We start from the raw sequence: 17,114 nt of genomic DNA on the forward strand, positions 1-17,114 counted from the left end.
TTTGGAAGGTTGCTGGTAATGTTTTAATCATTGCTCAAAAAATATAATTTGCTGTAAGAGTAATTGGATGCCTGGTGTGTGATATTTCTGGTGTGAATGTTAAGTGCGAAAATATCAGTTACGTTTTAGCGCAGAAGTAGATACTTGTGTTTGTCAGGGCACGGCCGTTCACGCTGGCTTTTGGAAAATTCTGGTCGTAAATCGATAGAGCCGATTGCTGAAAACAGCGCCACCATGACGCTGATACAGTTTTCAACTCATTCCGTTCGAGGGATTTTTGTAGGAGAAATCCGTGTTGTTTGTAGGGTATGTCTCTTGGTGTGGGTGGTTGGAAGGGGCGACATGCCATGGGTGAAACGACTAGGCTATTGTGCGGGCTCTAAAAATTCGAACAGCGAAAATTGGACTTGCCCATGAATAAAGTGCTGATCGTGGATGATCACCCCGTCATTCGTCTTGCGGTACGTATGCTAATGGAACGTCATGGCTACGAAGTTATTGCAGAAACCGATAATGGTGTGGATGCACTGCAACTAGCCCGTGAACTTACGCCGGATATTGTCATTCTGGATATCGGGATTCCGAAGCTGGACGGGTTGGAAGTCATCGCACGTTTGTCTTCGACTTCAATGCCGATGAAAGTGCTGATCCTGACTTCCCAGGCACCGGGGCATTTTTCCATGCGTTGCATGCAATCCGGTGCGGCCGGTTATGTCTGCAAACAACAAGACCTGACGGAGTTGCTCAGTGCAATAAAGGCCGTGTTGTCAGGCTACAGTTACTTTCCCAATCAAGCCTTGCATACCGTACGTTGCAGTTTGGGGAACGCCAGTGAGGCCGACATGGTTGATCGGTTGTCGGGGCGGGAAATGATGGTCCTGCAGCAATTGGCCAGAGGGAAGACCAATAAGGAAATTGCCGATGGAATGTTTCTCAGCAATAAAACAGTCAGTACTTACAAGACCCGCCTGTTGCTCAAACTCAATGCAAGGTCCTTGGTCGATTTGATCGAACTGGCACAACGCAATGGCTTGGTGTGATGGCGTAACTGCGCGACAAGGGGCGTTTACCGGAGTATGGCACTTAAAAAAAAGCCTCCGTTTCGGGAGGCTTTCAGGTGTCATAAGTCAAAATCGTAGTCGGCCAATTGCTTTTGCAGTCGGCGCTCCTCCAGCAGATTGTCGATGGTGCGGCGTTTGCTCAGATTAGTTTTCGCTACTTCAACCACCGGCTCGGCGTCATCGGTTTCGGCGGTGGTGAAGTCGTCTTCTACGTCCAATTGCTCTTTGCCAGTACTCATTTAGTTGCTCCAGGCTAAGAAGGCCTTTGGCGCTCCTTATATCGACAATCTCCCGGCGGGTAAAAAAGATTTTTTCAATCGACAATTCAATAATCCCAATAGCGCCTCAATCGTCGGAGGTTTTGTGCTTGTATTCGCACAAGTCCTCGATCCGGCAGCTTCCGCATCGGGGCTTGCGGGCGAGGCAGACATAGCGGCCGTGAAGGATCAGCCAGTGATGGGAGTCGAGCAGATACTCCCTGGGCACGAATTTCATCAGTTTTTTCTCGACGTCCACCACATTTTTGCCGGGCGCAATGCCGGTGCGGTTACTGACCCTGAAAATATGCGTGTCGACAGCCATGGTCAGCTGACGGAATGCCGTATTGAGTACCACATTGGCGGTTTTGCGGCCGACGCCGGGCAGCGCTTCCAGCTCTTCGCGGGTTTGCGGCACTTCACCGGCATGACGCTCGACCAGCAACCGGCAGGTTTCGATCACGTTTTTCGCTTTGCTGTTGTACAGGCCGATGGTCTTGATGTACTCCGACAGTCCCTCGACACCCAGGGCATGGATCGCTGCCGGGGTATTGGCGACCGGGAACAGCTTGGCGGTGGCCTTGTTGACGCCGACGTCGGTCGACTGCGCCGAGAGAATCACGGCAATCAGCAATTCGAACGGTGAGGAATAGGCCAGTTCGGTCTTGGGTTCCGGGTTGTCTTCGTGCAGCCTGCGGAAAATTTCCAGACGTTTTGCGGCATTCATGGGCAGTGCGTTTCCTCGTAGGCAATCAATGGGTGGGTTTGGGGCGCCAGGCCTGCCAGGCGGCGATCAGCAGTCCGAGCAGAATGAACCCGCCAGGGACCAATGTGGCCAGGCGCAGACCGCCATCGACCACCAGCACCCAGCCTTGCCAGTCAGTGTGCGTTGCACCGGACAGCCACGATAGTCGGTTTCCAAGGGTTGCGTTGCCGATGAGTTCGCGCAGCAGCCCCATAGCGATCATCAGCGTGACAAACAGCCCACTGAGTCGCAGGCGCTGGGGCCAGCCGTTCTGAAAGAACCCGGTGTGCTCCAGTACGACGCATTGCAAGGCGATCATGGCGCCATAAAACCCCAGATGCTGCTGCCATTGCAGCGACCAGGCTTGTGCCAAGAGTTCAGTGCAACTGGTGAGCGTGGCGGCCAACAGAACGCTGGCCGGCAAGCGGGCCGTCGGGACCAGTCGGGGTCGCAGGGCGCCCATGGCCAGGCTGAACAACTGGGTCACCAGCATGAACATCAGGCACAGGCCAAGTGCGGCCATCAGCGAGTGGGTGGCGCCGATCAGCGGCGTCAGCATCAGGGCGTTGCGCAGCGTCGATGAGTTATCCATGGGCAGGGTTCCCGAGCAGTTGTTGCCGGTGTTCATCAAAGTAGCGCAAGGCATCGTGCACGGCATTGATCACTGCTCTTGAGGTGATGGTCGCGCCTGCGATCTGATCGAACTGCCCCTGATCCTTTTTCAGCGCCCAACCGCTGTCAGCGGGTTCTGTTCGGGATTTTCCGGAAAAAATCCGCAGCCAGCCATCGGGCCAGTCGGCGATTCGTGCCCCCAGCCCAGGTGTTTCCGACTGTTTGAGGGTTTTGACGCCCAGCAACCTGCCATTGGCATCGACAGCGATCAGTAGCTCGATGGCACCGGTGTAGCCGAGGGTTTGACTGCGCAGCAACACCGCGACGGGTTGCTCGCCCCGGGTCGCCAGATAGCCGCCCAGCAAGGTGCTGTTTGCCAGGGTGGTTGTTTCGATCCTGATGGGGTGGTCGAGAGGTTGATTGTCGTAGCTGTCTGACGGTATCAGGTCGAGCAGATTCCGGCTGTCGAGCAGGCGCTGTTCGGCTGCAATGCGCGGCGCGCTGCCGAGTTGCACGAAGTACGTCACACCCATGCCCAGTGCGGCCAACACCACCAGAAGCGCGATGCTTGATGTCCGGCTCATGACGCCTCCGGCTGTTGTCTGGCCGCCACGAACCGCTCCAGCGCCGGCACGCACAGGTTCATCAACAGCACGGCAAAGGCGATACCGTCCGGATAGCCGCCCCAGGTACGAATCAGATAAGTCAGGAGCCCGACGCCGACGCCAAACAGGAGTTTCGCCCCAGGGCTTCTGGCACCGGACACCGGTTCGGTAATGATGAAGAACGCCCCCAGCATGGTCGCACCGGTCAGCAGGTGAAACAGCGGCGAGCCATGGGAGTCGGAGCCCGACCCGTTCCAGCACAGCAGGCTGATGACGAACAGGCTGGCCAGCATGCCGACCGGTGCATGCCAGCTGATCACTCTTCGTTGCAGGAGAAACATTCCGCCGGCGAGAAACGCCAGGTTCACCCACTCCACACCGCGCCCGCCGTAGTGGCCGAATGCCGGATTGCCGGCAAACAGTTCATCCATGGTCAGGCTTCTGTTGATCCGCAGGCTGTCCAGCGCCGTGGCCTGCACCCACGCATCCGGTGCCTGGCCGAATCCGAACACTTGCTGCAAGCCACTCAACAGGTCCATGCCATGGGGCGATGGCCAATAGGTCATGGGTTGGGGAAAGGCCACCAGCACCAGAGCAAATCCGAGCATCGCCGGGTTGAAGGGATTCGAGCCAACGCCGCCATACAAGTGCTTGCCGAAAATCATCGCAAAGGCAGCAGCACTGAGGGTCAGCCACCATGGGCAGTAAGGCGGCAGCGCCAGTGCCAGCAAGGTGGCACTGACCAACGCGCTACCGTCACTCAGGGTTGGCATCAGCGGTCGCTTGCGCCATTGCACGACGGCAGCTTCAACGGCCAGCGCAGCCGCAGCCGCCAGAACCAGGTTGATCAACACGCCCCAGCCGTATAGCCAGAACGCCGCGAGCAGTCCCGGCAGCGTGGCCAGCAACACCAGCTTCATGGCCTGCTGCAGGCGCTCATCAACGGTTTCAAGGGCTGGCATGGGCGTTCACCTGGCGTTCGGCTTCGCCGAGTGCGCGCTCCAGGGCTTCGATGTGCTCCGCCGGTGCTTCATTGGCCTGAGCCTTCTTGAGTTCGGCACGGCGCATGGCCAACTGGATCTTGGCCCGTTTCAGGTCGGCATCATTTGACGACACTGTTGCGACCGTCGGCGCAGGGGCAGGTGGCGCGGTGCTTTCCAGTTGCGCCAGGTTTTGTTCGGCGTCTTCGAACTGCTGTTGCAGGACAATCAACTGCGATTGTTGTTCGAAGGTCGGTGGATGTCCGAAGGCTTTCAGCGATTTGTTCAGCTGTGCCCGACTCATCGCCACATCGATCTTCGCCTTTTTCAGCGCGGCATCGGCAGTGGCGGCTTTCTGTGCGCGGACGCGCTCGAGGGCGGCCTGTACCGGGTCGACTACCGCTTCGCTAGGTTGGGTGGCACGTTGCCGGGCCTGGCGTTCGGCGATTTTCTGTTGCTCTTCGCGCTGCAAGCGGGCATTGCGCTGTTCGAAGCGGCGCCGCGCGTGATCGCGCTTGAGGGCACGGGCCTGCTGCGCTTGCGGTGTGAGGGCCAGCCCCCCGACAACCGGCAATACGGTGTCCAGCGGCAGCGGGCGCATTTCGATGCAGTCCACCGGGCAGGGTGCTACACAGAGGTCGCAACCGGTGCACTCATCGATGATCACCGTGTGCATCAGCTTGGCCGCCCCAACGATGGCATCGACCGGGCAGGCCTGAATGCACTTGGTGCAACCTATACACTCGGCTTCGCGGATATAGGCGATCTGTGCAGGTGCCGAGCCGCGAGTGATGTCCAGCTCCAGCACCGGCACCTTCAGCAATTCAGCCAGGGCCGCGATGGTTTCGTTGCCGCCGGGCGGGCACTTGTTGATCGGCTCTCCGCTGGCAATGCCTTCGGCGTACGGCTTGCACCCGGGGTGGCCGCACTTGCCGCATTGGGTTTGCGGCAAGAGTGCGTCGATGAGTTGAATCAGACTCATGTTTTGATCAGTCCGCTGAATCCGAGAAAAACCACTGCGATCAGGCCGGCACCGATCAGGTCGATCGACAGGCCGCGAAAGGGCAGGGGCACATCGTTGTCGGCCGTGCGTTCACGCAAATCAGTGAACAGGCTCAACACCAGCCAGAAGCCCAACCCGGCACCCAGGCTCAAGGCTATGGCGTGAAACAAGCCTTTGTCCTCCTGAACATTGAGCAAGGCCACGCCGAGTACGCCGGCATTGCCCAGCAGCAACGGCCAGAGGCCTTCGAACGACAGTGTCGAAAACACCCGCGCCAGCAGCTTCAGCAACGGGCCGATCAGCAACACGCTCAATGGCAGAAACACAAACAGACGCAGCGCCGTCAATTGCAGCGGCATCAGCAGCCAGTGATAGAGCGCGTAGCCGAGCATGCCCACGATCAGCATCAGGCATGTCGTCGCAATGCCCAGGGCATGGACCTGGCGGCGTTGGCTGCCCAGCAGCGGATCGACGCCCAGCGGCCAGTGCAACACAAGGTTGTTGATCAAGGCGGCGCTGATAAGCGTAAGCAGGATTTCGGTCATTGTTTGTGCCGGCAGTTTTGTAGGAGCGAGCTTGCTCGCGATGGACTCAAGAGCGCTGCGTTCAATCTATGGACACGCGTAATTGTTAATGACCATCGCGAGCGAGCTCGCTCCTACAGGAGACGCTCTAAAAAGAGTAGGCATTATCCGGCAAGGCGGGAGGGTGGGCCAGACATGAAAATCCCACAGTCGCGCCAGGCACGGCTGTGGGATCGATTTGCCGCAGATCTTACTTGATGCGCTGACCCGGCTTGGCGCCGCTGTCAGGGCTGAGCAGGTAGATCTCTTCACCGCCAGGACCGGCTGCCATCACCATGCCTTCGGAGATGCCGAACTTCATTTTCCGTGGCTTGAGGTTGGCGATCATCATGGTCAGGCGGCCATCGAGCTTGGACGGGTCCGGGTAAGCGCTCTTGATTCCGGAGAACACGTTGCGTTGCTCGTCACCGATGTCCAGGGTCAGGCGCAGCAGCTTGTCGGCGCCCTCCACGTGTTCGGCCTTGACGATCAGCGCGACGCGCAAATCGACCGCTGCGAAGGTGTCGAACTCGATTTCCGGCGACAGAGGATCCTTGGCCAGTTCGCCATTGCCGGCAGGTGCGGCTTCGCCGGTGTCGGTCTGGCTGGCGGTCAGGTCTTCTTTCGAGGCGTCGGTCATGGCTTGTACCTTGACCGGGTCGATGCGGGTCATCAGCGGCTTGAACTCGTTCAACTGATGGTTGGCGAGCAAGGTCGCGTGGTCGTTCCAGGTCAGCGGTGCGACGTTGAGGAACGCCTCGGCGTCGGCGGCCAGCAGCGGCAGCACGGGCTTGAGGAAGATCACCAACTGGCGGAACAGGTTGACGCCGGTGGCGCAGATGGCCTGGACTTCATCCTGCTTGCCTTCCTGCTTGTTCAGCGACCACGGAGCCTTGTCGGCGATCCAGGCGTTGGCGCGGTCGGCCAGGCCCATGATCTCGCGCATGGCGCGGGCGAAGTCGCGGGCTTCGTAGGCATCGGCAATGCCTGGCGCGGCGGCCAGGAATGCTTCGGTCAACTCAAGCGCGGCGTTGGTGTCGACCATCACGCCGGCATTGCCTTTGTGAATGAACCCGGCGCAACGGCTGGCGATGTTGACGACCTTGCCCACCAGGTCAGAGTTGACCTTCTGCACGAAGTCCTCGAGGTTCAGGTCGAGGTCGTCGACGCCACGGCCGAGCTTGGACGCGTAGTAATAGCGCAGGTATTCCGGCGACAGGTGATCCAGGTAGGTGCGGGCCTTGATGAACGTGCCGCGGGACTTGGACATCTTCTGGCCGTTGACGGTCAGGTAGCCATGCACGTTGATCCCGGTCGGCTTGCGGTAGCCGGCGCCTTCGAGCATGGCTGGCCAGAACAGTGCGTGGAAGTTGACGATGTCCTTGCCGATGAAGTGGTACAGCTCGGCGGTGGAGTCCTTGCCCCAGAACGCGTCGAAGTCCAGTTCCGGCGTGCGGTTGCACAGGTTCTTGAAGCTGGCCATGTAGCCGATCGGCGCATCCAGCCACACGTAGAAGTACTTGCCCGGCTCGTCGGGGATCTCGAAGCCGAAGTACGGCGCATCGCGGGAGATGTCCCACTGTTGCAGGCCGGCATCCAGCCATTCGGCGATCTTGTTGGCCACGGCATCCTGCAGGGTGCCGCTGCGGGTCCAGGTTTGCAGCATGGCCTGGAAGTCCGGCAGCTTGAAGAAGAAGTGCTGGGAATCCTTGAGCACCGGGGTGGCGCCGGAGATTGCCGACTTCGGATCCTTCAGGTCGGTTGGCGCGTAGGTCGCGCCGCATTTTTCGCAGTTGTCGCCGTACTGGTCTTCGGTGCCGCATTTCGGACAGGTGCCCTTGATGAAGCGGTCGGCCAGGAACATTTTCTTTTCCGGGTCGAAATACTGGGTGATCGAGCGCGTGGCGATGTGCCCGGCGTCACGCAGCTTCAGGTAGATCTGGCTCGACAGCTCACGGTTTTCTTCAGCGTGAGTGGAGTGGAAATTGTCGAAGTCCACCAGGAACTCGGCAAAGTCGGCGCTGTGTTCAGCCTGGACGTTGGCGATCAGTTGTTCCGGGGTGATGCCTTCCTTTTCCGCGCGCAGCATGATCGCCGAACCGTGGGCGTCGTCGGCGCAGACATAGATGCATTGATTGCCGCGGTGCTTCTGGAAGCGCACCCACATATCGGTCTGGATGTATTCCAGCATGTGGCCAAGATGGATCGAACCATTGGCATAGGGCAGGGCGCTGGTGACGAGGATCTTGCGTGGCTCGGACATGGGGCTCGGCTACTTGATGAAACGGAGGTCGGCCACTATAAAGCGCTGGCGCATATTTTTCATCCTGTGAGCCTGTTTCATTGGATGAGCAGCCAGAAAAGATCGCAGCCTGCGGCAGCTCCTATAGGGAATCGGCGTACATCTGCAGGAGCTGCCGAAGGCTGCGATCTTTTGAGGTACGATACCCATCATCTTTTCCAGTCCTGTTTTCGGAGTTGCCCATGAGCGCCGTCAATCGCGCAGCGGTGGAAGCCGTCCTTCGCCAATACACCGACCCTTACCTGAATCAGGACCCTGTCAGCGCCGGGTGCGTGCGCAACATCGACATCCAGGGCGACCGCGTCAGCGTCCAGCTCGAATTGGGTTACGCCGCCGGTCTGTTCAAGAGTGGCTGGGCGCAGATGCTGGAGATGGCCATTCAAGGCCTGGATGGCGTGTCGAGTGCCAAAGTTGATATCACCAGCGTGATCGCCGCGCACAAGGCCCAGGCGCAGATCCCGGGGCTGGCCAACGTCAAGAACGTCGTGGCCGTGGCGTCCGGCAAGGGTGGCGTGGGCAAATCCACCACCGCGGCCAACCTGGCCCTGGCCCTGGCTCGCGAAGGCGCCAAGGTCGGTATTCTCGATGCGGACATCTACGGTCCGAGCCAGGGCATCATGTTTGGTATCCCGGAGCGTACCCGTCCTGAGGTCAAGGATCAGAAATGGTTCGTTCCGCTCAAGTCCCATGGCGTCGAAGTGATGTCCATGGCCTTCCTCACCGATGACAACACACCAATGGTCTGGCGTGGTCCGATGGTCTCCGGCGCCTTGCTGCAACTGGTGACCCAAACCGCGTGGGGCGACCTGGACTACCTGGTCATCGACATGCCGCCGGGTACCGGTGACATCCAGCTGACCCTGGCGCAGAAAGTGCCGGTGGCCGGTGCAGTCATCGTGACCACTCCGCAGGACCTGGCCTTGCTGGACGCGCGCAAGGGCGTGGAAATGTTCCGCAAGGTCAACATTCCGGTGCTGGGCGTGGTGGAAAACATGGCCGTGCACATCTGCTCCAACTGCGGACATGCCGAGCATCTGTTCGGTGAGGGCGGGGGGGTGAAGCTGGCCAACCAGTATGGCGTCGAGCTGCTGGCCTCGTTGCCGCTGTCGATGGTCATTCGCGAACAGGCCGATGGCGGCAAGCCGACGGTGATCGCCGAGCCTGACAGTCAGATCGCCATGGTTTACCAGGAGCTGGCGCGTCATGTCGGTGCGCGGATCGTATTACAGGAAGCTTTGACGCCGGCGATGCCGAATATCAGCATCAGCGACGACTAAAGCTTAGAAATACGATCCTCTGTAGGAGCGAGCTTGCTCGCGATGGACGTAAACGATGACCCGGGCTTTCTGGAAAAATGCATCGCCTTCGAGTACATCGCGAGCAAGCTCGCTCCTACAGTTGATTTGCGCAGGACTTAGATCCGCAACCCGCCATCCATCTCCAGAATCCGACCGGTGTAATAGTCGTTCTCAAAGATGTACGCCGCCGAATGGGCGATCTCTTCCGGCTTGCCCATGCGCTTGAGCGGAATGCCGGCGGTCATTTTTTCCAGCGCTTCAGGCTTCATGCCCAGGGTCATCTCGGTTTCGATGAAGCCCGGTGCAATGCCGGCCACGCGAATGCCGTAGCGCGCCAGTTCCTTGGCCCAGGTCACGGTCGCCGCAGCGACACCGGCCTTGGCCGCCGAGTAGTTGGTCTGGCCGATGTTGCCGGCACGGGAAATCGACGAGATATTGATGATCGCGCCGCTGTTTTTCAGCTCGACCATTTTCGCCGCGACTTCACGGGTGCACAGGAATACGCCGGTCAGGTTGACGTCGATGACCGCCTGCCACTGGGCCAGGCTCATCTTGGTCATTTCGCCATCCTTGACCTTGAGCAGCAGGCCGTCACGCAGGATCCCGGCATTGTTGATCAGGCCGTGGATCGCGCCGAAATCTTCGGCGACCTGGGCGACCATGTGGGTCACTTGCTCTTCATTGGCGACGTTGCACAGGTAAGCTCGGGCTTCGACACCCTTGGCTTTGCAGGCCGCGACGGCGGCGTCGAGTTTTTCCTGATTGAGGTCGACCAGGGCGAGTTTCGCGCCCTTGTCGGCGAAATACTCGGCCATGGAACGACCTAAACCCTGGCAGCCGCCAGTGATAATGATTACTTTGTCAGTGAGTTGCATTCGCATGTCCCCCGGTAGCAGGTCTGAGTGGTTTCCTTGTAGAGAGCCTCTCGATCTGCGCCTGACGTGGCCCGGCTGCACATGAGAACTGCCCCCGATGGCGTGCTGGGACTTTCACCAGCAGCTTGTCCGTTTTTATGACGGATTCTATCTAAGGAGTCATAAATTGAGCGTTGAAGCAGCTAAGCATGCACGAGAATTGCTCCTCAAGGAATACCGTGGAGTGCTCTCGACGCACTCCAAGTCAATGCCCGGTTTTCCGTTCGGCTCCGTGGTGCCCTACTGCCTGGACGAGCAGGGCTGGCCGCTGATCCTGATCAGCCGCATCGCCCAGCACACGCATAATCTGCAGAAAGACCCGAAATGCTCGCTGTTCGTGGGCGAGCGTGGAGCCGAGGATGTGCAAGCCGTTGGTCGCTTGACCTACCTGGCTGAAGCGCAGCAGCTCGAAGACGAGGCCGCCATCGAAGTCGCTTCCGAGCGTTACTACCGCTACTTCCCGGAGTCGCAGGGTTATCACAAGGCCCACGATTTCGACTTCTGGGTGCTCAAGCCGGTGCGCCACCGTTACATCGGCGGTTTTGGCGCGATTCATTGGGTCAACGACCTGACCCTGGCCAACCCGTTCGCCGGCAAGGCCGAAGTGAGCATGGTCGAGCACATGAACGCGGATCACGCCAAGGCCATCGCCCATTACGTCGAGCTGGCCGGGCTGCCGAACAACGTGCCGGCGCAAATGGCCGGTATCGATACCGAAGGCATGCACCTGCGTATCGGCCAGAGCCTGTACTGGTTGCCGTTTCAAGCGCCTTGTAATACGCCGACACAAGTCCGCGAAGCCTTGGTTTCTCTGGCTCACGCTGAACATTGGCCGAAAAATGAAGTGGCCGACGCTTGAATTCACGAAACGGCGACGTCATCTAAGGTGGACTGGCAAGGCATTCTTGCGTTGAGGAACCATTTGATGCGCCCTTTTTTGTTGCTCTTTCTGCTGTTCCCGGTGTTGGAGCTGTTCGTATTCGTCAAGGTGGCAGGGTCTATCGGGTTTTTCCCGGCCCTGCTGCTGATCATTCTCGGCTCGATGTTCGGTGTGTTCGTGCTGCGCATCGCCGGCCTGGCCACGGCACTGCGTGCCCGTGAAAGCCTGAACCGCGGCGAGTTGCCGGCCCAGACCATGCTCGAAGGCCTGATGCTGGCATTGGCCGGTGGCCTGCTGATTCTTCCGGGTTTCATCAGCGATGTGATCGGCCTGTTCATGCTGCTGCCGTTCAGTCGCCGTCTGCTGGCGGGCAAGATGCGCCAGCGCGCCGAAGAGCAGGCTATGCGTCAGCGAGCGTTCGCCGACGACCTCCAGGCCCGTGGCGGTCCAGCCCCTCGCGAACCGCTGGGCCGCGAGCCCAACGTGATCGAAGGCGAGTTCGAACACCGCGATACCAAGTAATACGCCCATCGACACGGCACCTTCGGGTGCCGTGTTCGTTTGCGGGGCATCGAGCTGAAAAATTTTCGCTACCCGCCCTTGTAATAAGCTTATGCGCCCTTATGTAACGGTCACCGCAAGGTTTCTGGCGAACACGCCAGACAGACTTCCGCGGTTCGCTAGACGAACCGCAACCGGCACCGCCGGCCTTTGTTAAACCCGCCGGGACTACACCGGCCGATGAAAACCACAATTAGGAGAGATCGACAATGAAGCTTCGTCCTCTGCATGACCGCGTCGTCATCCGTCGCAGCGAAGAAGAAAAGAAAACCGCTGGCGGTATCGTCCTGCCAGGTTCGGCTGCTGAAAAAGCCAACAGCGGCGAAATCCTCGCTGTAGGCACCGGCCGCGTACTGGAAAACGGTGAAGTGCGTGCACTGTCCGTGAAAGTGGGCGACAAGGTTGTGTTCGGTCCTTACTCCGGCAGCAACACTGTGAAAGTCGACGGCGAAGACCTGCTGGTAATGAGCGAGAACGAAATCCTCGCTGTTATCGAAGGCTGATTACCCGCTCATTTTCCCGCTACTTCAAAGTATTTAAGGAATATCGATCATGGCTGCTAAAGAAGTTAAATTCGGCGATTCCGCCCGCAAGAAAATGCTCACCGGTGTCAACGTCCTGGCTGACGCAGTAAAAGCGACCTTGGGCCCGAAAGGCCGTAACGTGATCATCGAGAAGAGCTTCGGCGCTCCGACCATCACCAAGGACGGCGTTTCCGTCGCCAAAGAAATTGAACTGGAAGACCGTTTCGAAAACATGGGCGCGCAGCTGGTCAAAGACGTTGCCTCCCGTGCCAACGATGACGCAGGCGACGGCACCACCACCGCTACCGTTCTGGCTCAATCGATCGTCAACGAAGGCCTGAAAGCCGTCGCTGCCGGCATGAACCCGATGGACCTCAAGCGCGGTATCGACAAAGCGACCATCGCGATCGTCAAAGAGCTGAAAGCCCTGTCCAAGCCATGCGCCGACACCAAGGCTATCGCTCAGGTAGGCACCATCTCCGCCAACTCCGACAACTCCATCGGCGACATCATTGCCGAAGCCATGGAAAAAGTCGGTAAAGAAGGCGTGATCACCGTTGAAGAAGGCTCGGGCCTGGAAAACGAACTGTCGGTTGTTGAAGGCATGCAGTTCGACCGTGGCTACCTGTCCCCGTACTTCGTCAACAAGCCAGAGACCATGGTCGCTGAGCTGGACGGCCCGCTGATCCTGCTGGTCGACAAGAAAATCTCGAACATCCGCGAAATGCTGCCAGTGCTGGAAGCCGTTGCCAAAGCCGGCCGTCCACTGCTGATCGTGGCCGAAGACGTTGAAGGCGAAGCCCTGGCGACTCTGGTTGTGAACAACATGCGTGGCATCGTTAAAGTCGCAGCCGTCAAGGCTCCAGGCTTCGGCGACCGTCGCAAGGCCATGCTGCAGGACATCGCCGTTCTGACCGGCGGTACCGTGATCTCCGAAGAGATCGGCCTGAGCCTGGAAAGCGCAACCCTGGAAAACCTGGGCAGCGCCAAGCGCGTGACCCTGTCCAAGGAAAACACCATCATCGTTGACGGTGCTGGCGTACACGGCGACATCGAAGCACGCATCACCCAGATCCGTGCCCAGGTTGCCGAGACTTCCTCGGACTACGACCGTGAAAAACTGCAAGAGCGTCTGGCCAAGCTGTCCGGCGGCGTTGCAGTGATCAAGGTTGGCGCTGGTTCCGAAGTTGAAATGAAAGAGAAGAAAGCCCGCGTTGAAGACGCCCTGCACGCTACCCGTGCAGCCGTTGAAGAAGGCGTGGTACCTGGCGGTGGCGTGGCACTGATCCGTGCCCTGGAAGCTATCCTGAACCTGAAAGGCGACAACGCTGACCAGGACGTAGGTATCGCTGTACTGCGTCGTGCCATTGAAGCACCGCTGCGTCAGATCGCTGCCAACAGCGGTGACGAGCCAAGCGTTGTGGTCAACGAAGTCAAGAACGGCAAAGGTAACTTCGGTTACAACGCTGCGACTGGCGAATACGGCGACATGATCGAAATGGGTATCCTGGACCCAACCAAGGTAACCCGTTCGGCTCTGCAAGCTGCATCGTCGATCGGCGGTCTGATCCTGACCACCGAAGCCGCTGTTGCTGAAGCACCGAAGAAAGACGGCGGTGCTGGCGGCGGTATGCCAGACATGGGCGGTATGGGCGGCATGGGCGGCATGATGTAAGCCAGCCTTACCCCTGTACGAAAAAACCCCGCCTGCGAAAGCAGGCGGGGTTTTTTATTGCCCGGAATTTGAAGGGCGCCTCGGTCTAGTGTGGGAGCGGGCTTGCTCGCGAAAGCGATGTGTCAGACAACATGTTTGTTGAATGTTGAACCGCTTTCGCGAGCAAGCCCGCTCCCACATTTTTGATCTGTGTTTCAGGCACTCACCGGTTGTGCTTTGGCAACAGCGTCGGCTCGGGAAGCAGGCCGATAAAGAATGCAGTAGTAAGACCCCAGACAAATCAGCCAGCAGAACACCGCTGTCCACACGTTATGTGAGAAAAAGTGCGCCCCCTGCATCATCCGCCCGATGGAAAACACCGAACCCAGGGCAAATGCAAAGACAAATGCCGCACGAGCCATGCGCGGGCGACGGTCACGCAGTACGAAAAACAGGGCAAACAGGGTGAAGCCGGTGGCCGCATGGCCGCCGGGCCAGCAACGTCCCGGTTTATCGGTATGCGGGCGAGGGCTCAACAGTTCGCTGTACGTCTCATGACCACCGAATTGCTCAAGGCTCCAAGGGCATTGCACCGCCGTCACCGCTTTCATCGGCGTGACAAAGGAGGTCGCCAGGCCCAGGGATAACACCAGGCAACCCAGTTCCCGCTTGAACGGCTTGAGCCTGGCCATGAAGAACGAGGTGATGAAGCCGAGGATGGCAAACACCGAGAAGGCGATGACGACTTGCTTGGCGCGATCGTGCAGGATGTTTTCCAGGAAGTAACTGTGCCGTCCGATGAAGTCACCCGCGACCGGGTCGTAGAACAGCTTGGCAAGGTCCATGTCCAGTGAGGTCAGTTCGAGCAACACCAGAATGATCGCCGCAACGGCGGGAACCCCCAGGCACACCCAGAAGTTGAGCGGGCGCGGGGCAGGGCGGACAGCGGTTGATGACATGGTGGATCCTGAACAAAGGAAAAAGCCCCGGGGCATCAGCCCGGGGCGATTCGGTTAACGTTCGCCGACTTGACCGGCGCCCTCCTTGGGCGCCTTCCAGCCAAGCAGCTGTTGCTTGAAGCCATAACTGGCGGTTTGGTAATAAGTGATGGCGCGGGTGATCAACGGGTCATTGGCGGTCGACCGGGACTCTCGGCTTTCGGTCAGCGCGTCATCGTGACGACGCAACCCCTGGCGAGGGCTCAAAATCGCCAGGTCCTTGCCGTCGAACAATCCCAGGTGCTGGTAGTTACCGACCACCACCCGTGGCGGCAGCGGGTTATCCTGCAACAGGTTACGTCCAAAGAATGTCGATTCATAATCCAGATTGAGCAGGCCGAGCAAGGTCGGCGCCAGATCGATCTGGCTGGCCAATTGTGCAGTTTCCCGAGCCTCGATCAACTTGGGTGCATAGATGAACAGCGGAATCTGATAGTTGGCGATGGGCAAGTCTTCCTTGCCGGCGCTGCCTGCGGTGTGGTCCGCGACAAAGACGAAGATTGTGTTGTCAAACCAGGGTTTCTGACGCGCCTGTTCGAGAAACTTGCCGATGGCGTAGTCGGTGTATTTCACCGCGCCGTCACGGCCGTTGCCGGACTTGATGTCGATCCGGTTGTCCGGATAGGTGTAAGGGCGGTGGTTGGACGTCGTCATCAGCTGAAGCAGGAATGGCTGCTGTTTGGCATAGTCGGCATCGGCCAGTTTCAGTGTCTGATTGTAGAGATCTTCGTCTGCCATGCCCCAGGCATTCTTGAAGTGAATCTCCGACTCCTCGACGCTGCTCTGGTCGACGACGCGATAACCATTGCCACTGAAGAACGCATTCATGTTGTCGAAATAACCGCGGCCCCCGTAAACAAATACGCTGTCATAGCCCACGGCATTGAGTTGCTGGCCCAGGCTGGCAAAACCGCTTTCACGACCCACGCGCTTGACGATCGAGCGACCGGGCGTTGGCGGAATCGCCAGGGTAATGGCTTCCAGGCCGCGATCGGTGCGGGTGCCGGTGGCGTAGAAGTTATTGAAATACAGGCTCTGCTGGCGCAACGCATCAAGGTAGGGCGTCAGGTTGCGGGTGTCGCCGTTGCTGCCCATGTATTTGGCACTGAAGCTTTCAATGGTGACCAGCACGATATTTGGCTTGCGCGGTGTGCCCGGGTTATCGATTTGCCGACGGATGTCCTGCGGGTCCTGACCCACGAAGTGGGCATCGGGCTCTGCCAGTTCGGCGCGAATCTGCTGAGCAACCACTGCCGACGGCAGCGTGCTGTAGAACTGTGGGTAGTCCAGTTCGTTGTTACGGAACGCGGCGAAGAACTGGTAGGGACCGTTGCTCGCCAGTTCGTTCTGATAGGCGTTGCCGCCCTGGGCGCGTGGGGCGTCCTGGCTGAGCAGCTGCAGGCTCAGGCCTGCGACGATCAACAAACCGAGAGCATTCAGCAGGCGGCCACGCAGCGGCGGTAACGGCGCATCGAGTGCAGCGTTGAAAGCTTTACGCAGTACAAGACTCAGGACCACGACCAGCACGGCGAGGATGCTCAGCAGCGTGCCGATCGGGTACGACTCCAGCAGGTTGTTCAGTACTTCGTCGGAATACACCAGGTAGTCGACGGCGATGAAGTTGAAGCGAACGCCGAACTCATCCCAGAACAGCCACTCGGCCACCGCGGTGAACAGCATCGCGAACAGACTGACGGTCAGCAGACCTTGAAGAAACCAGCGATGGCCACGGGTGCGCCAAAGGGCCGGCGGGCACAGCAACAGGTAGAGCCCCATGGGCAGTGCCGCGTAGGCAATGAAACCAAGGTCGTAGAGCAGCCCGATACCGAATACCGACAGAAATCCGCTGCCGGCCTCATCCAGATGAGTGAGGAGCAGGACTGTTCGAGTCAGAAAAAATATCGCCAGCCAGGTGCCGCTGACCAGCAGCAAAAAGCGCAGGGGGGCTGTCTTCAAATAGTCCATTTTCTTTATTCCTTATTATCAATCGCGTGACAGTCTTCACCGGCCGCTGTTGTCAGCGTGTGAATCGATAGTGAAAAACTTGTCAATCATATCTATTGGTTGAGCAAATTGATTCACCCACAGCCTTCCCCTAGCCCTGAGCCACACTTGGCCTTAAGCTGCGCGGGCCACGACGGCCGTTACTGTGGACGG

General features: G+C 58.9%; 17 protein-coding genes. 6 read left to right on the forward strand and 11 right to left on the reverse strand.

Features of this window, described 5'->3' with window-relative positions; all coding sequences use genetic code 11:
• Positions 1-413 precede the first annotated feature (413 nt).
• Positions 414-1,040, forward strand: a complete 627-nt coding sequence (locus AB7M25_RS06105; protein ID WP_007972324.1) for a response regulator transcription factor — start codon at positions 414-416, stop codon at positions 1,038-1,040.
• Between the two features lie 80 nt (positions 1,041-1,120).
• Here the strand turns inward: AB7M25_RS06105 and AB7M25_RS06110 are convergent, their stop codons facing one another.
• The 8 genes from AB7M25_RS06110 to metG form a co-directional block, all read right to left on the reverse strand.
• Positions 1,121-1,300 carry a PA3496 family putative envelope integrity protein gene (locus tag AB7M25_RS06110; RefSeq protein WP_007972325.1) on the reverse strand — a complete coding sequence of 60 codons (180 nt, stop codon included), beginning with the start codon at positions 1,298-1,300 and terminating at the stop codon, positions 1,121-1,123.
• 106 nt (positions 1,301-1,406) lie between these two features.
• Complete coding sequence (gene nth / locus AB7M25_RS06115) at positions 1,407-2,045, reverse strand: endonuclease III (protein ID WP_429384989.1); 639 nt, start codon at positions 2,043-2,045, stop codon at positions 1,407-1,409.
• A gap of 25 nt (positions 2,046-2,070) precedes the next feature.
• Positions 2,071-2,655: an Rnf-Nqr domain containing protein gene (locus tag AB7M25_RS06120; protein ID WP_429384987.1), complete on the reverse strand. Its 585-nt coding sequence runs from the start codon at positions 2,653-2,655 to the stop codon at positions 2,071-2,073.
• The gene (locus AB7M25_RS06125) at positions 2,648-3,259 is read right to left on the reverse strand and encodes an RnfABCDGE type electron transport complex subunit G (protein WP_429384985.1); all 612 of its coding nucleotides are present in this window, start codon (positions 3,257-3,259) and stop codon (positions 2,648-2,650) included. The genes AB7M25_RS06120 and AB7M25_RS06125 overlap by 8 nt, the downstream gene beginning before the upstream one ends.
• The gene (locus AB7M25_RS06130) at positions 3,256-4,242 is read right to left on the reverse strand and encodes an RnfABCDGE type electron transport complex subunit D (RefSeq protein ID WP_429384983.1); all 987 of its coding nucleotides are present in this window, start codon (positions 4,240-4,242) and stop codon (positions 3,256-3,258) included. Before AB7M25_RS06130 ends, AB7M25_RS06125 begins: the two co-directional genes overlap by 4 nt.
• The gene (gene rsxB / locus AB7M25_RS06135) at positions 4,229-5,242 is read right to left on the reverse strand and encodes an electron transport complex subunit RsxB (protein WP_429384981.1); all 1,014 of its coding nucleotides are present in this window, start codon (positions 5,240-5,242) and stop codon (positions 4,229-4,231) included. The genes AB7M25_RS06130 and rsxB overlap by 14 nt, the downstream gene beginning before the upstream one ends.
• Positions 5,239-5,808 (reverse strand): electron transport complex protein RnfA, encoded by a 570-nt coding sequence (locus tag AB7M25_RS06140; protein WP_429561039.1) that lies wholly within the window; start codon positions 5,806-5,808, stop codon positions 5,239-5,241. The genes rsxB and AB7M25_RS06140 overlap by 4 nt, the downstream gene beginning before the upstream one ends.
• Positions 5,809-6,037: 229 nt before the next feature.
• Positions 6,038-8,089, reverse strand: coding sequence for a methionine--tRNA ligase (metG, locus tag AB7M25_RS06145; protein WP_429384976.1), 2,052 nt, complete (start codon positions 8,087-8,089; stop codon positions 6,038-6,040).
• Between the two features lie 221 nt (positions 8,090-8,310).
• Here metG and apbC point away from each other — a divergent pair, with 221 nt between their 5' ends.
• Entirely contained in the window at positions 8,311-9,405 is a 1,095-nt protein-coding gene (gene apbC, locus AB7M25_RS06150) for an iron-sulfur cluster carrier protein ApbC (RefSeq protein ID WP_015096679.1), read from the forward strand.
• A 137-nt stretch (positions 9,406-9,542) separates the two neighbouring features.
• On the opposite strand, the gene AB7M25_RS06155 is transcribed toward apbC, so the two are convergent.
• Positions 9,543-10,301, reverse strand: a complete 759-nt coding sequence (locus tag AB7M25_RS06155) for an SDR family oxidoreductase (RefSeq protein ID WP_429384970.1) — start codon at positions 10,299-10,301, stop codon at positions 9,543-9,545.
• A gap of 166 nt (positions 10,302-10,467) precedes the next feature.
• On the opposite strand from AB7M25_RS06155, the gene AB7M25_RS06160 reads away from it, so the two are divergent.
• The 4 genes from AB7M25_RS06160 (at position 10,468) to groL (ending at position 13,980) form a co-directional block, all read left to right on the forward strand.
• Entirely contained in the window at positions 10,468-11,199 is a 732-nt protein-coding gene (locus tag AB7M25_RS06160) for a HugZ family pyridoxamine 5'-phosphate oxidase (protein ID WP_454237068.1), read from the forward strand.
• Positions 11,200-11,265: 66 nt separating this feature from the next.
• Positions 11,266-11,742, forward strand: coding sequence for an FxsA family protein (locus AB7M25_RS06165; protein ID WP_429384966.1), 477 nt, complete (start codon positions 11,266-11,268; stop codon positions 11,740-11,742).
• A 248-nt stretch (positions 11,743-11,990) separates the two neighbouring features.
• Positions 11,991-12,284, forward strand: a complete 294-nt coding sequence (locus AB7M25_RS06170; protein WP_007985847.1) for a co-chaperone GroES — start codon at positions 11,991-11,993, stop codon at positions 12,282-12,284.
• Between the two features lie 49 nt (positions 12,285-12,333).
• Positions 12,334-13,980 (forward strand): chaperonin GroEL, encoded by a 1,647-nt coding sequence (groL, locus tag AB7M25_RS06175; RefSeq protein WP_015096675.1) that lies wholly within the window; start codon positions 12,334-12,336, stop codon positions 13,978-13,980.
• A gap of 194 nt (positions 13,981-14,174) precedes the next feature.
• Here the strand turns inward: groL and AB7M25_RS06180 are convergent, their stop codons facing one another.
• Together AB7M25_RS06180 and AB7M25_RS06185 are read right to left on the reverse strand one after the other, a co-directional pair.
• Entirely contained in the window at positions 14,175-14,918 is a 744-nt protein-coding gene (locus AB7M25_RS06180) for a phosphatase PAP2 family protein (RefSeq protein ID WP_429384962.1), read from the reverse strand.
• 54 nt (positions 14,919-14,972) lie between these two features.
• Positions 14,973-16,922 carry an LTA synthase family protein gene (locus AB7M25_RS06185; protein WP_429384960.1) on the reverse strand — a complete coding sequence of 650 codons (1,950 nt, stop codon included), beginning with the start codon at positions 16,920-16,922 and terminating at the stop codon, positions 14,973-14,975.
• Positions 16,923-17,114: the final 192 nt, after the last annotated feature.

The organism is Pseudomonas sp. AP3_22 TE3818, from assembly GCF_053628995.1.

Bases quoted from the DNA above. Each gene is read 5' to 3' on its own strand.
- AB7M25_RS06130 (WP_429384983.1), bottom strand. From the start codon at position 4,242: ATGCCAGCCCTTGAAACCGTTGATGAGCGCCTGCAGCAGGCCATGAAG.
- nth (WP_429384989.1), bottom strand. From the start codon at position 2,045: ATGAATGCCGCAAAACGTCTGGAAATTTTCCGCAGGCTGCACGAAGAC.
- AB7M25_RS06110 (WP_007972325.1), bottom strand. From the start codon at position 1,300: ATGAGTACTGGCAAAGAGCAATTGGACGTAGAAGACGACTTCACCACC.
- AB7M25_RS06180 (WP_429384962.1), bottom strand. From the start codon at position 14,918: ATGTCATCAACCGCTGTCCGCCCTGCCCCGCGCCCGCTCAACTTCTGG.
- AB7M25_RS06140 (WP_429561039.1), bottom strand. From the start codon at position 5,808: ATGACCGAAATCCTGCTTACGCTTATCAGCGCCGCCTTGATCAACAAC.
- metG (WP_429384976.1), bottom strand. From the start codon at position 8,089: ATGTCCGAGCCACGCAAGATCCTCGTCACCAGCGCCCTGCCCTATGCC.
- groL (WP_015096675.1), top strand. From the start codon at position 12,334: ATGGCTGCTAAAGAAGTTAAATTCGGCGATTCCGCCCGCAAGAAAATG.
- AB7M25_RS06155 (WP_429384970.1), bottom strand. From the start codon at position 10,301: ATGCAACTCACTGACAAAGTAATCATTATCACTGGCGGCTGCCAGGGT.
- rsxB (WP_429384981.1), bottom strand. From the start codon at position 5,242: ATGAGTCTGATTCAACTCATCGACGCACTCTTGCCGCAAACCCAATGC.
- AB7M25_RS06185 (WP_429384960.1), bottom strand. From the start codon at position 16,922: ATGGACTATTTGAAGACAGCCCCCCTGCGCTTTTTGCTGCTGGTCAGC.
- AB7M25_RS06120 (WP_429384987.1), bottom strand. From the start codon at position 2,655: ATGGATAACTCATCGACGCTGCGCAACGCCCTGATGCTGACGCCGCTG.
- AB7M25_RS06125 (WP_429384985.1), bottom strand. From the start codon at position 3,259: ATGAGCCGGACATCAAGCATCGCGCTTCTGGTGGTGTTGGCCGCACTG.
- AB7M25_RS06105 (WP_007972324.1), top strand. From the start codon at position 414: ATGAATAAAGTGCTGATCGTGGATGATCACCCCGTCATTCGTCTTGCG.
- AB7M25_RS06170 (WP_007985847.1), top strand. From the start codon at position 11,991: ATGAAGCTTCGTCCTCTGCATGACCGCGTCGTCATCCGTCGCAGCGAA.
- apbC (WP_015096679.1), top strand. From the start codon at position 8,311: ATGAGCGCCGTCAATCGCGCAGCGGTGGAAGCCGTCCTTCGCCAATAC.
- AB7M25_RS06165 (WP_429384966.1), top strand. From the start codon at position 11,266: ATGCGCCCTTTTTTGTTGCTCTTTCTGCTGTTCCCGGTGTTGGAGCTG.